18 protein-coding genes are annotated in these 15,022 nt (G+C 38.9%); 8 read left to right on the plus strand and 10 right to left on the minus strand.

All coding sequences use genetic code 11. The features are described 5' to 3' along the window. Positions 1-39: 39 nt before the first annotated feature. Together dapA and BUA96_RS08940 are read right to left on the minus strand one after the other, a co-directional pair. A complete protein-coding gene (gene dapA, locus BUA96_RS08935; RefSeq protein ID WP_072982372.1) occupies positions 40-921 on the minus strand; it encodes a 4-hydroxy-tetrahydrodipicolinate synthase in 882 nt (293 codons plus the stop codon). 1 nt (position 922) lies between these two features. After that, the gene (locus tag BUA96_RS08940) at positions 923-1,441 is read right to left on the minus strand and encodes a DUF6913 domain-containing protein (RefSeq protein WP_072982373.1); all 519 of its coding nucleotides are present in this window, start codon (positions 1,439-1,441) and stop codon (positions 923-925) included. Positions 1,442-1,507: 66 nt separating this feature from the next. On the opposite strand from BUA96_RS08940, the gene BUA96_RS08945 reads away from it, so the two are divergent. Further along, a complete protein-coding gene (locus BUA96_RS08945) occupies positions 1,508-2,257 on the plus strand; it encodes a 5'-nucleotidase C-terminal domain-containing protein (protein ID WP_072982375.1) in 750 nt (249 codons plus the stop codon). Between the two features lie 2 nt (positions 2,258-2,259). Continuing rightward, positions 2,260-3,168 (plus strand): bifunctional metallophosphatase/5'-nucleotidase, encoded by a 909-nt coding sequence (locus tag BUA96_RS08950; RefSeq protein WP_072982377.1) that lies wholly within the window; start codon positions 2,260-2,262, stop codon positions 3,166-3,168. On the opposite strand, the gene BUA96_RS08955 is transcribed toward BUA96_RS08950, so the two are convergent. From BUA96_RS08955 to BUA96_RS08985, 7 genes are all read right to left on the minus strand, one after another. Next, positions 3,165-3,872 (minus strand): hypothetical protein, encoded by a 708-nt coding sequence (locus BUA96_RS08955; protein ID WP_072982379.1) that lies wholly within the window; start codon positions 3,870-3,872, stop codon positions 3,165-3,167. The genes BUA96_RS08950 and BUA96_RS08955 overlap by 4 nt on opposite strands. A 23-nt stretch (positions 3,873-3,895) precedes the next feature. After that, entirely contained in the window at positions 3,896-4,351 is a 456-nt protein-coding gene (locus tag BUA96_RS17195) for a hypothetical protein (RefSeq protein ID WP_175546497.1), read from the minus strand. A gap of 423 nt (positions 4,352-4,774) precedes the next feature. After that, a complete protein-coding gene (gene ligA / locus BUA96_RS08965; protein WP_072982383.1) occupies positions 4,775-6,772 on the minus strand; it encodes an NAD-dependent DNA ligase LigA in 1,998 nt (665 codons plus the stop codon). A 61-nt stretch (positions 6,773-6,833) separates the two neighbouring features. Next, positions 6,834-7,358, minus strand: coding sequence for a hypothetical protein (locus BUA96_RS08970; RefSeq protein WP_072982384.1), 525 nt, complete (start codon positions 7,356-7,358; stop codon positions 6,834-6,836). 3 nt (positions 7,359-7,361) lie between these two features. Further along, a complete protein-coding gene (locus tag BUA96_RS08975; RefSeq protein WP_072982386.1) occupies positions 7,362-7,952 on the minus strand; it encodes an LOG family protein in 591 nt (196 codons plus the stop codon). Then, positions 7,952-8,794 (minus strand): peptide chain release factor N(5)-glutamine methyltransferase, encoded by an 843-nt coding sequence (gene prmC, locus BUA96_RS08980; RefSeq protein WP_072982387.1) that lies wholly within the window; start codon positions 8,792-8,794, stop codon positions 7,952-7,954. Before prmC ends, BUA96_RS08975 begins: the two co-directional genes overlap by 1 nt. Continuing rightward, positions 8,795-9,274 (minus strand): GNAT family N-acetyltransferase, encoded by a 480-nt coding sequence (locus tag BUA96_RS08985; RefSeq protein ID WP_072982389.1) that lies wholly within the window; start codon positions 9,272-9,274, stop codon positions 8,795-8,797. A 35-nt stretch (positions 9,275-9,309) separates the two neighbouring features. Here BUA96_RS08985 and ribD point away from each other — a divergent pair, with 35 nt between their 5' ends. The 4 genes from ribD to BUA96_RS09005 are packed head-to-tail and all read left to right on the plus strand — an operon-like array spanning position 9,310 to position 12,461. Further along, a complete protein-coding gene (gene ribD, locus BUA96_RS08990; RefSeq protein WP_233430628.1) occupies positions 9,310-10,362 on the plus strand; it encodes a bifunctional diaminohydroxyphosphoribosylaminopyrimidine deaminase/5-amino-6-(5-phosphoribosylamino)uracil reductase RibD in 1,053 nt (350 codons plus the stop codon). Further along, complete coding sequence (locus BUA96_RS08995; protein ID WP_072982393.1) at positions 10,355-10,969, plus strand: HAD family hydrolase; 615 nt, start codon at positions 10,355-10,357, stop codon at positions 10,967-10,969. Before ribD ends, BUA96_RS08995 begins: the two co-directional genes overlap by 8 nt. Beyond that, positions 10,966-11,841, plus strand: coding sequence for an EamA family transporter (locus BUA96_RS09000; protein ID WP_072982395.1), 876 nt, complete (start codon positions 10,966-10,968; stop codon positions 11,839-11,841). The genes BUA96_RS08995 and BUA96_RS09000 overlap by 4 nt, the downstream gene beginning before the upstream one ends. A 2-nt stretch (positions 11,842-11,843) precedes the next feature. Next, positions 11,844-12,461 (plus strand): IMPACT family protein, encoded by a 618-nt coding sequence (locus BUA96_RS09005; protein ID WP_072982397.1) that lies wholly within the window; start codon positions 11,844-11,846, stop codon positions 12,459-12,461. On the opposite strand, the gene BUA96_RS09010 is transcribed toward BUA96_RS09005, so the two are convergent. Then, positions 12,451-12,864, minus strand: a complete 414-nt coding sequence (locus tag BUA96_RS09010; RefSeq protein WP_072982398.1) for an acyl-CoA thioesterase — start codon at positions 12,862-12,864, stop codon at positions 12,451-12,453. The genes BUA96_RS09005 and BUA96_RS09010 overlap by 11 nt on opposite strands. 200 nt (positions 12,865-13,064) lie before the next feature. Between BUA96_RS09010 and dnaA the strand changes: the two genes are divergently transcribed. Beyond that, entirely contained in the window at positions 13,065-14,495 is a 1,431-nt protein-coding gene (gene dnaA, locus BUA96_RS09015; RefSeq protein WP_072982400.1) for a chromosomal replication initiator protein DnaA, read from the plus strand. A 70-nt stretch (positions 14,496-14,565) separates the two neighbouring features. Beyond that, positions 14,566-15,021 (plus strand): low molecular weight protein-tyrosine-phosphatase, encoded by a 456-nt coding sequence (locus BUA96_RS09020; protein WP_072982402.1) that lies wholly within the window; start codon positions 14,566-14,568, stop codon positions 15,019-15,021. Position 15,022 lies beyond the last annotated feature (1 nt).

Consider the following 15,022-nt stretch of genomic DNA (forward strand, 5'->3'; position numbering starts at 1 on the left):
CATCGGGCAAAAATAAGGTTTTTCTAGGGATTACAAAACTTAAAGACCAGTCTCGCTCAAGTATGTTGCAATATTTTGCTGTAAAGTTTCGGTGGCCTGCATTAAAGGCAGTCTTACCTCTGGTGAACAAATGCCTTTTAAAGCCAATAACGCCTTAATTCCTGCAGGATTGCCTTCGGCAAATATTAAATCTGTGGCAGGCATAAGTGTGTAATGCTTTTTATACGCTTCGGTATAATTGTCGTGCAAGCCTTCTTTAATCATAAGTGAAAAAAGATTAGGAATACCTTGAGCTAAAACGGAGATCACGCCATCACCACCAGCTGTCACCGTAGGTAACGCCAATAAATCATCGCCTGAAATCACTAAGAATCCTTCAGGACGATCTTTTATAATACGCATCATTTGCGCCATATCACCGGCAGCCTCTTTGATCCCTATGATGTTCTCTACTTGGTTTGCAAGTTTCAATACGGTTTCTGGTAACATATTGCTTCCTGTTCTTCCCGGAACATTATAAAGAATTACAGGAACTTCACTAGCAGCGGCAACGGCTTCATAATGCGCATAGATCCCGGCTTGAGTAGGTTTATTATAATACGGTGAAACCGAAAGAATAGCTTTAAAAGCAGATAAGTCTCTCGCCTTTAATTCTGCTACGATGGCCGAAGTATTGTTCCCTCCTACTCCAAGCACTAACGGAAGACGCCCTGCATTCACCTCAATAACCTTTGCGATCACTGCATCTTTCTCTTCTGCGGTTAAGGTTGCGTTCTCAGCAGTAGTCCCCATAACCACAAGATAATCTATACCTCCGTTTATATTATATTCTACCAGTTTTGCCAGACCGTCAAAGTCCACACTTAGATCACTTTTAAATGGAGTGGCTAGTGCTACACCGGTACCTTTCAATTCCTGCATGCTATTCTATGCGTTTTAATAATTTTAAATACTTTACTAATTCGGTTTCAAACGCAGCCACATCAGTAGGTTCTACTTGAATTGTAAGCGCATTAATCGCTGTGTTTTTGTGATCAATGCCTACTTTAAAAGCTGCTTTTGATTGCGTTGCAACGAAATTCAAAAATACATTTTCTGAAGTGTAATAACTTATAAGTAAACCAAAAGGTTGCTCGATTAAGTTTTTTACCGCTTCATTTTTTAAATTTCCAAAGAGACTAAAGTCCTTTTTACTCAAATAGAGTAAATCTTCAGCACTCTGATCTGCACGCTTTTCAGCAAAAACAACAAGTTTATTTTCAGAAGATTGAGTCAACTTATCCAGGCGCTTCAGAAGGTTTTTTCCTTCATTTACAAAACGCGCTTCAACCAAAATCACCACATTAGTTATATGCCCCACTTCCTTATGTGTCGTGGGTTGAGCAAGCCAATTGTTAACCTTAGTTTTAACCAAATTGTGCTTCAATCCGTCTAAAAACATCTAAATTTGTTTTGGCGCAAATGTAATTAATTAAAGCGCAAAGCAAATCTTTTATTTCATTCCTCAATGCTTAGAAATTTTATTCTCCTCTTCCTTGCGCTACACGTGTTTAGCTGCAAAGATTCTCAAGCGACTTTAACCCATATAGACGGAAAGCAAATCCCTATAACAGATAGTATTAAAAGTGATCCGGCTATTGTAGAATATGTCGCTCCTTTTAAAGCGCGCATTGATGCAGAAATGAGTGCGGTGCTAGCGTACGCGCCTCAAAGCTTATCTAAAAACGACGGACCGTTTAATACCGCTCTGGGGAATATGATGGCTGATGCCGTTTTAGAATTGAGCAATCCTGTTTTTGAAAAACGTACGGGCAACACCATCGATGCGGTTTTGCTTAATCACGGGGGAATTCGCTCTACACTGAATGCAGGTGATGTGACGATGCGCACCGCTTTTGACTTGATGCCATTTGAAAACAGCGTTGTGGTCGTAGAACTTACAAGCGATAAAGTAAACGAAATGTTTGAGTACCTTAAATCTGGTAAAGCGCATCCTATTGCCGGAATGCAAATCAGTATTGACGATGATAATAATTTAGTCAAGGCAACTATTAATGGTGAACCTGTAAAAGACGGTCAGACCTATTTTATAGCCACCAATGATTATCTACAACAAGGTGGTGATGGTATGACTTTTTTCAGCGATCCTGTGAGTATGGAGGTTCTGGATTATAAAATACGCAGCATTTTAGTAGACTATTTTAAAACTCAGGATACTATCGCACCGGTTAGAGACAACAGATTTACAAAGGAATAATTATGGAGAGAAGAAAATTTATAAAACAAACCGGGATTGCAACCGCAGCAGTTGCTGGTATGCCAAGTTTAGACTTGTTTGGTGCTTCGGCAAAATCAAAAAAGATCACCATTTTGCACACGAACGATGTGCACAGTCATATAGACCCTTTTTCTCCCGAGGATGCTTCCTTTCCTAATCAAGGCGGAGTAGCCCGACGATTGACTCTTATTGAAGCTATTCGTAAAGAAAATCCGAATACGTTACTTCTGGATGCCGGGGACATTTTTCAAGGTACGCCGTATTTCAACTTTTATGGTGGCGAGTTAGAATTTAAACTTATGAGCCTTTTAAAATATGACGCGGCAACGATAGGTAATCACGATTTTGACAATGGCGTTGGCGGCTTAGCAGCACAAATGCCTAATGCAACTTTTAAAATGCTTAGCGCCAATTATGATTTCACCAATACAGCGATGGAAGGGCTTACCAAGCCTTATGAGGTTTTTATTAAAGACGGAATTAGAATAGGTGTTTTTGGAGTTGGTATTCAGCTTGAAGGTTTAGTCACTAAAGCATTAAGTAAAGAAACCCAATATTTAGATCCGGTTGAAGCTGCGCAGGATATGAGCCGAATTTTAAGAGAAGAAGAAGCTTGTGATTTGGTAATCTGCCTTTCACATTTGGGCTACGAATATCGTTATGATAAAATTTCGGACTTGAAACTTGCTGAAAAAACTAGTGGGATCGACTTGATTATTGGCGGACACACTCATACCTTTTTAGACAAACCAGTGGTTGTTTCTAATGCTAAGGATGAAGATGTTTTGGTAAATCAAGTGGGTTGGGCTGGAATTAATCTAGGTCGAATAGATTTTGAATTTGACACCTCAGGAACCGTAAAAACAACTTCAAAGACGATCACGGTCTAATATTCGTCGTAGCTCATATCAGTTCGTACGTGATCTATACTAACGCAGTATAAGGTCACACAAGCCTTATGCACACAAATTGCTATTTTGGCTCCAATAGCTATTATGGGAATAGAAATACTGTAGGTAAAAACAAAAGCCAAAATCGCTTCGATTAACAAGCCTCCTCCTATTAAATACAAATACATATTACTGGGATGTCTATTGCGCAAGGGAATTAAAAAACATACAATCGTAAATACCAAAAGTAAAATTGTACCAGATACGAATAGAAATTTATTCGGTATCAAATCGTAATACATCGTCATTAGATAAATGATAGTGTAAATACAAAATAGGGTTCCTATGCCCGGCTCTACAAGCATGGCTTTAGTAATTTTTCTAGGCTTTAATTTAAGAATGGGCCAAAAGGTATAAAGCAAAGCTGCGGCAGCGATAATAAACATGCTCACAATCTCAATAAAATAGCGATGAACATCTGTGATCAAAAAAGCTTCCCCGATATACGCGCTAATTAAAAAAATCGCAAAAACGTAATTATGACGTCGTAACGACAAAAAATAATACAGATAAAATCCTATATAAAATAAGGGCTGAATATAATACCCAACTTTTGAGGTAACGCTGGATAACAGAATAAATAACACGCAAGCCAAACCGCTACTCACAAGAACAGTATTCGATTTTAGAGGTTGTAATTCCATACTACTTTAAATGCGTGTTATCACTAAAAATACTCTTCTTGAGAACGCAGAATATATTTAAAATGAATTAGATACCAAACTAAGAAAATTTTAAAAAGCAACATAGACAGCAAGGAGAAATACAAAATCACTTCAAAAGTCCAGATAAATTCATAGATAAACATTGAAGGCGCCATTACTGCCATAGCTCCACCCATAAAATACAGAGCAAAATTGTCTGGATGCTTGTTTTTAACCGGAACCAGAAAACAAAAGACAGACCAGCAGACCAAAGCTAGTACCCCGACAAAAAATATAGAATTATTGGGCAATTCATCAAACACCATCAGACTCAACTTCCAGAACATATAAAATATAGCCAGCAAACCTAAACTGGGGCGCAACCAATCTACAGCATCAGCTTTATTTGCTGCACTTTTTAAAACCGGCCATAAATGATAGATCATCGTAAAAGTCGCGATACTGTAACAACTAAGCACAAGCGTAAAATACTTTGTAAAATCAATTAAGAAGAAAATTTCATTTAACAGTTCACATACTAAATAAAAAAGCAACAAATAATTATGCTGTTTCGTATTGCCAACATAAAAACAGTAGATTATAGCTACATTAATCGGTCGCAAAGACACCGCAAGATTGAAAAAGTGATCAGGTAAAAAAACTTCTAAAAACCCCAGTAAGAGATATGCAAGCAGAAGGTATTTGTATTTCATTTACAATATTTAGAAGCCGATTAGGATTCAATCGCTTTTTAATTTAAAAATTAAGGAATCTGTCTTACTCACAAAGTATTTGTTTCAATATGACCGACAAAATTGAAAATTCAAACAGTTTTAAAATAAAAGTACAAGTACAAGGCTAGCTTAATTGCGCTCTCGAAAAAGTTTAAATTCACACCTAATTTATTGTTCTAACATTTCTAAAAAGTCATCCTCTGAGATAATAGGCACATTTAAAGACTCGGCTTTTTGCAATTTACTAGGACCCATATTTTCACCGGCAACTAAATAGTTTGTTTTTGAAGAAATACTACCTGAAGCCTTGCCTCCATTATCTTCAATCATTTTTTTTAGTTCTGTACGCGACACTTTTGAAAAAACACCTGAGATCACAAAAGTTTGACCTTTAAGCTTTTCCGTTTGATTTTCTAACACCGCAGCATCAAGCTCCAACTGCAAACCATACGCTTTTAATCTGCCAATTAACTCCTGCGCATACGCATCTGAAAAGAATGCGACAACACTTTGCGCAATGCGATTGCCAATTTCATCAACCGCGATTAAAGTTTCTTCAGTAGCAGCCGCAAGGGCATCTATGTTTTTAAATTGTTTTGCCAGTTTTCGCGCAACGGTTTCTCCCACATAGCGTATTCCCAATCCAAAAAGCACACGCTCAAAAGGCACTTGTTTTGAAGCTTCGATACCTTTAATCAGATTATCAGCAGATTTTTCAGCCATTCGCTCTAGAGGCAGGATTTGCTCTTTTTTTAAAGTATATAAATCAGCATAATTTTTAATCAAACCTTCATTTACCAACAAAGCAACCGTTTCCCCGCCAAGCCCTTCTATATCCATTGCTTTACGCGAGATAAAATGCTGAATTCTACCTATGATTTGCGGTGGACATCCCATATCATTCGGGCAATAGTGCTGCGCTTCCCCTTCTTGACGCACTAGCGGCGTTTCACATTCAGGGCAGGTATCAATATAGGTTGTGGGTGCAGAATCAGGATCACGTTTTTCAAAATCAACCCCAACAATTTTAGGAATGATCTCTCCGCCTTTTTCAACATAAACACTATCTCCCTCACGCACGTCTAATTTTTCAATCTGATCTGCATTGTGCAGCGAGGCACGTTTTACGATAGTCCCCGCCAATTGCACCGGAACTAAATTCGCTACCGGAGTAATTGCTCCCGTACGCCCCACTTGATAAGTTATTTTCTCAAGAACGGTTTCTGCTTGTTCCGTTTTAAATTTATAGGCCATCGCCCATCTCGGCGCTTTTGCAGTAAAACCTAATTCTTCCTGTTGTCTAAAACTGTTTACTTTGATCACCACACCGTCAGTCTCATAAGGCAAATCATGACGATGCTCATCCCAATAATTTAAGAATTCAAAAGTTTCTGAGGTTGATGCGGTTTTTTTAGCAACATCAGGCACTTTAAATCCCCAGCTTCGAGCCTTTTCAAGACTTTCAAACTGTGAGTCAAAATTGAGATTTTCACCTACGATACTATACAACAAACATTCTAGCGGACGCTTAGCCACCTCAGCACTATCCTGAAGTTTTAAACTCCCCGAAGCTGTATTTCTTGGATTGCTATACGGCTCATCACCGGCTTCTACCCGTTCTGCGTTCATTGCAGCAAAACCGGCCAACGGCAACACGATCTCCCCACGAATATCAAATTTATCAGGGTAATCTCCTTTCAGTTTTAATGGAACACTGCGTATGGTTTTTACGTTATTGGTGACATCGTCTCCCTGGGTACCGTCTCCTCGCGTAACCGCTCGTACAAGAGCTCCGTTTTCATAAGTTAAACTTATAGAAGCACCGTCGTATTTAAGTTCGCACACGTATTCTACCTTTCCGTCAACCAACTTTTTAATGCGTTGCTCCCAATCTTCAAGATCTTCCTGAGAATAGCTATTGTCTAGCGAATACATTCTATATTGATGCTTGACCGTAGCAAAGTTTTTAGTCACTTGCCCACCTACTCTCAAGGTTGGAGAGTTTGGATCGTGATACTCAGGATGCTTTGACTCTAATTCTTGCAGCTCTTTTAATTTTTGATCAAAAGTATAATCATCAATTTGCGGCTGATCTAGCACGTAATAATTATAATTATGCTGTCGCAGTTCTGCGCGTAAAGCTTCAATTTTATCTTGAGTGGTCATAGCTAATAGTTTGTCAAAGTTGGTAAAGTTCGGGTTTTAGCGCTTAAGATTAAAAGGCTTATTAAGGCGAAAACTGAAAAACAAGTATGCGTTTGTGAAAAAAATTATTGGGATCAAAATCAAACCGAAGCATTCCGGAAGCAAACTGCGACGGAGTTATTCTCCCCGTTTGTTCTAAAACCCAAAAATATTCAGCGATGAGTTCGTCATAATAGCTTTGAGAACGCATTGCTTTAAAAAATACACCTTCCTGGTTTAAAGTTTTCGAATTGAACTTCTGCATATAAAAATCATCTTGCAAGCCTGAATTTATATCTTTCAAAAGAAGTGCTTCGGGCCATTGAAATTGCATTTCGGTATTATCCAAAGCTTGATGTTCTAAATCCTCCAACAACTGAAGATACGCATCCTTCAATTCGAGCTTCGGATATAAAACTTGCAAACGGTTTTCAAAATGGTCTACCATGTCATTCAAAACCTGAGCCTTTTCTAAACCCAATTTCTCCTGAAATTCGCTAATGCGCTCATCGCGCGTAAGACACGAAGTGAGCATTAATAACAAAACCATCCCAAAAACCCGAATCAAAATCTATGTGTTTTCGGGTTTAAGAAATTTTGAAGTGAAGTCTGGTATAAAATGCTTCATTTTATCAAGAAGTCCGTCTACCTCATCATCCACGATGAGCAACTGCCTATTCTTTGCACTTAGAAAACCCCGGTTGACCATCTCATCGAGCATCGCGATCAAGTGGTCATAAAAACCATTGATATTCAGCAAACCAATGGGTTTATGATGCAAACCCAATTGACTCCAGGTGATGATCTCAAAAAGTTCTTCAAACGTACCGAAACCTCCCGGAAGCGTTATAAAACCATCGCTTACTTCTTGCATTTTTAATTTGCGCTCGTGCATATTTTGCGTGGTGATCACTTCGTCAAGCTCTGTGTAGACAATTTCTTTTGTCTTAAGAAATTCAGGAATAATCCCAATCCCCTTACCTCCTTGAGTCAGACTAGCTTTGGCAACAGCCCCCATAATTCCTAATTGAGAACCACCGTAAACAAGCGTGATGTTATTTGCTGCAAGTTGGGTTCCTAAAACTTTAGCTTGTTCTAGAATTGCAGGATCATTTCCTTCACTGCTTCCGCAGAAAACACAAATTGATTTTAAAGTATTCATTAGCGTTGTGCTTTTATCATTCTGGGATTTCCGGCAAAATCGCTGCGCAATTCTACTTTTGAAAATCCTATGTTTTTTAAAAGTGATACCGTTTGCTCACCTAAATATTGATTGATCTCAAAATACAAAATTCCATTAGGCTGAAGTGCTTTCAGTGCTAATTCTGCAATTTTTCGATAAAAAAGTAAAGCGTTGTCATCAGGTACGAATAAAGCCAAATGCGGTTCATAATTTATTACATTGGGCTTGATCTCTGCTTTTTCTAAATCACGCACATAAGGCGGATTAGAAACGATCACATCATACGATTCCTCTAACGTCTCACAAGCCAAAATATCTTGTTCAATAAACCGAACTTTCACAGCATTGGCCGTGGCATTTTCAGCCGCAATCTTTAAAGCTTTTGCCGAAACATCCAGCGCAGTAATCGAAGCTTTAGGCAGTATTCTAGCTAAGCTTACCGCAATAGCGCCGCTCCCCGTGCCAATATCTAAGACCCTACATTCTTTATCTTTAAAGTCTGTATAAATCCACTCGACAAGTTCTTCAGTTTCCGGTCTGGGGATGAGCACATCAGGAGAAAGTACAAATGGGAATCCGTAGAATTCTGTAGTACCTACAATATATTGCAGCGGCTCAAACTTTTTAAGTCTGTTTAAAGCCTGATCAAAACGAATTTGCTGCGCTTCAGTAAGCTCCAATTGAAAATTCAAAGGAATTTCAAATGCTGCCAACTTGAGATATTCTTGAGAGAGAATTTTAAAAAAAGTCTCAGACTCTTCTTGCGGGTAAAGCACATCTAAGGCGTTGTAAAACTTTTGGCGATACTCCTTTAAAACCATTTAAAACGTCTTTAGCATATGCACGGGACACGCACTATGACCGGTGCAGCCCATCGGCCCATCAATATACTCAAAACCTGATTTCTTATAGAGTTTTTGTGCCGCTTCCATATATGGGATCGTCTCAATATAAACCTGCTCAAAGCCCTGGTTTTTAGCAAATTCAAGACAGGTGTTCATGAGGCGCTGCCCTACTCCTTTTCCGCGTAGCGAAGCAGAAATATACATTTTTTGAAGTTCGCAAACCGGTCCCTCATAATTGGCTAAAGGCGCAATACCGGCACCTCCTAAAAGTGTTCCATCCTCTTCAATAACAAAATATTCCGCTTGATCTACATCATAAGTCTCGTACATACAATCTAAAGTGGTATCTGCATAAGCGGTACCTACTTTTGGCACGCCCATTTCGATCAAAATTGATCTTAAAAGGCTCGCCAACTCTTTATTATCAGCGGCTTCAACTGCCCTAATTTGCAACATAGATATTCTTACTTTTAAATGGTATTTTTGAGGCTGTGAAGATACATGAAAAATACATGGCGCGCTGCCTGCAACTGGCCAAAAACGGCCTTGGGAACACCTACCCAAATCCAATGGTGGGGAGTGTGATCGTTTATAATGACCGAATAATTGGTGAAGGCTGGCATCATCAAGCAGGACAACCCCACGCCGAAGTCAACGCTGTAAATAGCGTGAAGGACACCTCTCTTCTTGAAAAAGCAACCATTTATGTAAGCCTCGAACCTTGTAGTCATTTTGGGAAAACGCCGCCGTGTAGTGATATGATCATTGCAAAAGGTATTAAAAAGGTAGTGATCGGCACGGTTGACCCATTTATTGAAGTTGCCGGTCGCGGAATTAAAAAATTAATGGACGCTGGCTGCGAAGTTTTGGTAGGTGTTCTGGAGCAGGAATGTATAGATTTGAACAAACGCTTTTTTATCTTTCATCAACAAAAACGCCCATATATAATTCTTAAATGGGCCGAAAGCCTTGACGGATTTATCGCTCCCGATGCCGAAAGCCGCTCTACGCAAGCGCCGGTTTGGATCACTAATAAATACAGCAAGCAACTCGTGCACAAATGGCGTGCAGAAGAACAAAGCATTCTTGTAGGCCGAAGAACTGTAGAAGCAGACAACCCTTCGCTTACGACCAGAGATTGGAGTGGTGCTTCTCCAACACGAATTGTATTAGATCGCGAACTCAAAATTGATCTCGAAAGCACTATTTTTGACCACACTGTGCCGACACTTGTTTTTACTGAAAAGGAGCAGTCTAACAGCGATAATCTCAAATACATAACGATCGATTTTACAAAAAATACGATCCAGCAGATATTAGATTCTCTTTATAAAGAAGGTTTACAATCTGTAATTATTGAAGGAGGAAGCGCTACCTTACAACAGTTTATTGATGCTGAAGCTTGGGACGAAGCCCGCGTGTTTAAAGGAACTACAAGTTTTACTAGTGGAATACACGCTCCGAAACTTAAAAGAGCTAAGACCCTAAAAACCGAAAAACTAACCGGAGACCTACTGGTCCATTATACCCACGCAAATGATTAAGAACCTTGTCTTTGATTTTGGAGATGTCTTTATCAACCTAGACAAAAAAGCCCCTGAACAAGCCCTCGCTAAAATGGGAATTCGCCAAATTGATGATGAAATGGTAAATTGGCATAACACTTATGAGAAAGGGCTTATGAGTAGTGAAGCGCTTACTGAACAGTATCTGAAAAAATTTCCTGCACTTACTGCGCTTTCTTTTAAACAGGCTTGGAATAGCATCATTTTAGATTTTCCGCAACACCGCTTAGACTGGATCATCCAGCTGGCTAAATCTAAAAAGTATAGGCTTTTTCTATTAAGCAATACTAATGATATGCACATCGAGCAGGTAATCAAAAACATGGATGCGATGCGGTATTCTCAATTTCAAAACTGTTTTGAGCGCTTTTATCTTTCGCAGCAAATACATATGCGCAAACCTGATCTCGAGATCTATGATTTTGTTTTACAACAAGATCAATTGATTGCTCAAGAAACACTTTTTATAGACGACACCATCTTAAATACGGCTGCAGCATCCTCAATGGGAATTCACACTTGGCACTTGGAACCCGGTAAAGAAGATATCACCCAGCTTTTTAAAATTAAGAAGCAGCTGTTTTGATCTACCTTCTGCTCAGCATAGCATCTTCAAGTATCATCTTTTTAGTCTTTAAATTGTATGATACATTTAAAGTCAACACTTTTCAAGCCATTGTGGTCAACTATTTGATCGCAACCACTTGTGGTTTTATGGCGTATGGTAAGTCGGTGAACTTAACAATAATTCCATCGTATGATTGGTTTCCGGGAACGCTTTTTCTTGGAGTGCTTTTTATAGTGATCTTTAATCTTATGGCGATCACCACGCAACGCAATGGTCTATCTGTGGTTTCTGTCGCGACCAAAATGAGTGTCGTTCTCCCTATACTTTTTGGATTGATTTATTATAAAGAAAGTTCGGGCGCGTTAAAAATTCTGGGAATCGTGCTGGCTTTGATTGCGGTGTATTTGGTTTCGTTGAAAAATTCAAGCGAAATTTCAAAAGTGAAAAATAATGGTCTGCTCTTACCTATTTTGGTATTTCTAGGCAGCGGAATCATTGATACCAGCATAAAATTTCTCGAAGACAGCTTTGTGGCAGAACAGGACGTACCCTTATTTTCTGCAATGATTTTTCTTACCGCGTTTGTATTAGGAATTGCCGTATTATTTTACCAGATTATCCAAAAAAAACAACATCTAGCCTTTAAAAATATAATTGGAGGCATTGCTTTAGGAATTCCCAATTACTATTCTATCTACTTTTTGGTTCAGGCGTTGCGCCATCCTACCTTAGAAAGCAGTACGGTTTTCACGCTAAACAATGTGGGCATTGTTATGGTCGCGACCTTGATTGGCATTTTATTTTTTAAGGAAAAACTTTCAACAAAAAACTGGATCGGGATTGCAATCGCTGTTGTAAGTATTATACTTATAGCCGTAGTAAAATCATAACTATGCAGGAAGAATCACACAGAGACACCTATAAAACCATCACCAAAACAAGTGCAGAATCCTTGTTTAAAGACCGTGGAAGCAAATTTATAGGTCAAGCGCATCCCGTACGCACTGAGGAAGAAATAGAAGAAATCCTGACTTCTTTGCATCAACAACACAACAAAGCATCACATATTTGTTACGCCTGGCAATTGGGCAAAAATTATGAACATTACAGAGCTAATGATGATGGCGAACCGGGGAATTCTGCCGGACCGCCCATTTACGGGCAATTACAATCTTTTGAAGTAACCAACACGCTGGTAACCGTGATTCGCTATTACGGTGGAACCAATCTAGGCGTTGGCGGCTTGATTCAAGCGTATAAAACTGCAGCACAACTCGCTTTAGAGACCGCGAAGATTGTAGTCAAAACCATTACTGAAGAACTTCAGTTAAAATTTGAATATGCGTTGCTACATACCGTGATGCGCATCATAAAAGAAGAGCAACTAACTATTGCTAATCAAGAAATGGAACTGAGCTGTTCAGTAACTGTTTCGGTTCGAAAAAATGATTTAGAACGGATTCAAGAACGTTTTGATGCCGTCTTCGGAATCGAAACAATTATTCTTTAGCATCTTGATCTAAAAGTAGATCTAATATATATTGTGGACAACGCGTGGGCCTGTTGGTTTTCATATCAACAAAGACTAAAGTTGTTTCTGCTCTGGTTAATAATTCTTGATTTTGGTTATAAATTTCATAGTCAAAAACTATACTCGCTCGGGGTATTTTTCGCAACGTTGTTTTAACCGTTAGAAGATCATCAAAAAAAGCAGGCTTTAAAAAAGAATATCGCATATCATAAACAGGAAGCATCACGCCATTTTCTTCCATTTTTTTATAAGAAACCCCTAGATCAGACAACCATTCTATACGTGCAACTTCCAGATATTGAGCGTAATTACCATGGTAAACCACTCCCATTTGATCGGTTTCTCCATACCTAACTTTAACAGAACTATTATGCGTTTTCATACAGTTATTAACAAATAAATTTATACTTTCAAGAAGGAAAAGATTATGCGGAAAAAATTCTAAAAAAGCAATCTAATTTTCTTTTTTTATTACAATTTTTGTTCACATATTTGCCCCGCACTGAATGAAACGAAGATCTCTTTATTTTCTCACTTTTCGGTCGTCCTAAACCAAAAATAACTAAAAACTTCACCACAAGAATGAGTATGACTGCGCAAACAGTATGGGATAATTGTCTCTCATTTATTCAGGACAATATAACCCCGCAGGCCTACAAAACCTGGTTTGAACCTATACGAGCGGTTAAACTTACAGATAACGCATTAAGCATACAGGTACCCAGTAAATTCTTCTATGAATGGCTCGAGGAACACTATGTAAAACTGCTTAAAGTTTCTCTTACAAAAGAGCTTGGTGAACAAGCAAAATTGGTCTACGTGATCCGTATGGAAAACACCTACGGAAACAAACAACCATTTACCGAAAAAATACCGAGTACCAACCGTCCCAATACGATGAAATCGCAGGAAGTTGATGCTCCTTTAAAAAATAAGAATCCCGAGCTTAAAAATCCGTTTGTGATTCCCGGGATTCGCAATCTGGAAATCGAGTCGCAGCTCAATCCTAATTACAATTTTGACAACTTTTTAGAAGGAGATTCTAACCGTCTTGCTCGTTCGGCAGGGATGGCAGTTGCCAACAAACCCGGAGGAACATCCTTTAATCCTTTATTGATTTTTGGTGGTGTTGGATTAGGTAAAACCCATTTGGCTCACGCTATTGGTGTTCAGATCAAAGACCGTTATCCAGACAAAACAGTACTTTATATTTCCGCAGAAAAATTTACGCAGCAATATATAGAGTCGGTTAAAAAGAATAACAGAAATGACTTTATACATTTCTATCAAGTGATTGATGTTTTAATTGTAGACGACATTCAGTTACTTTCAGGAAAAGCTGGTACACAAGATGTGTTTTTTCACATCTTCAACCACCTGCATCAAAACGGAAAACAAGTTGTTTTGACCAGTGATAAAGCTCCTGTTGATATGCAAGACATTGAGCAGCGTTTATTGTCTCGCTTTAAGTGGGGACTTTCAGCAGAATTGCAATCGCCAGGTTTTGAAACGCGCGTTTCTATCATCAGAAACAAACTGTACCAAGACGGTGTAGAAATGCCCGAAGATATTGTTGAGTTTTTGGCTAATAATATCAAGACAAACATTCGCGAACTAGAAGGTGCTATTATTTCACTTATCGCCCACTCTTCGTTCAACCGAAAAGAGATCAATCTAGAACTTGCTAAAAAAATTGTTGACAACTACGTCAAGCATACTAAACGCGAAGTTTCTATAGATTACATTCAGAAAGTGGTGAGCGATTACTTCCAGATGGATGTTGATACCTTACAGTCTAAAACCCGTAAGCGTCATATTGTACAAGCGCGTCAGCTGGCTATGTTCTTTGCTAAAAAACTTACCAAAGCTTCTCTGGCAAGTATTGGCTCGCAAATAGGTAAACGCGATCACGCGACCGTACTTCACGCCTGCAAGACCGTTGACAATCTTTCTGCTACTGACAAACAGTTCAGGAAATATGTTGAAGACCTCAATAAAAAGCTTACGATGTAAAGCTTTTTATTGCTTCCCTAAAGCTGCTGAACAGTATTAAAGAAGTCGAAAATCTCTTAACTATTACAGTATGAAAACGCACATTTTAATGGTTTGCCTGGGGAATATTTGCAGATCACCACTTGCCGAAGGATTACTCAAATCAAAGTTAGATGCTGAAAAATTTCAGGTAGATTCTGCCGGTACGGGACATTGGCACGTAGGAAATCTACCGGACTCTAGAAGCATTGCCGTTGCTCAAAAGAATGGTTTAGACATCACAGATCAACGCGGGATGCAATTTAAACCAGCTTTTTTTGAGCGCTATGATTACATTTTTGTAATGGATAATTACAATTATGAGGATGTGGTAGCGCAGGCGCCTAAGGAAGAAGATAAAGCTAAAGTGCAGCTGATTTTAGATGAAATTTTTCCGGGAGAACGTGTTGATGTTCCTGATCCTTATAATGACAGTCAGCGCGGGTTTGACCGTGTTTATGAAATGCTTGACGAAGCCACCACTAAGATTGCCGAACGTCTTAGCTAAA

Source organism: Leeuwenhoekiella palythoae (assembly GCF_900130045.1).
Taxonomy (GTDB): Bacteria; Bacteroidota; Bacteroidia; order Flavobacteriales; family Flavobacteriaceae; genus Leeuwenhoekiella; species Leeuwenhoekiella palythoae.